This is a genomic window from Mammaliicoccus sp. RAM2, assembly GCF_045897195.1.
GTDB lineage: Bacteria > Bacillota > Bacilli > Staphylococcales > Staphylococcaceae > Mammaliicoccus > Mammaliicoccus sciuri.
The window spans coordinates 1-235 of sequence record NZ_JBJNWI010000037.1; the positions used below are offsets into that span (position 1 = coordinate 1).

The 235-nt window shown below is 33.6% G+C and carries 1 pseudogene; it reads left to right on the forward strand.

Features of this window, described 5'->3' with window-relative positions:
* Positions 1 to 235: pseudogene (locus tag ACJTHF_RS14095) on the forward strand (phosphoglucomutase); the annotation flags it as partial.

A 235-nucleotide genomic window follows, 5' to 3' on the forward strand; every position in this document is an offset into this window, starting at 1 on the left:
CTGGATTTACAGATGTCTTATCATTTGGAACAGCTGGTATTAGAAGTACCTTCGGTATAGGACCAGGTAGATTGAATAAATTCACGATTCAAAAGTTTGCGCTAGGTTTAGCTAAATATTTAACGCATATTTCAAATACGCCTAAAATCGTTATTCATTTTGATACACGTCATTTATCTCAAGAATTTGCGATAGAAATCGCGAAAGTATTAGGTACCAATGGTATTGAAGTTAT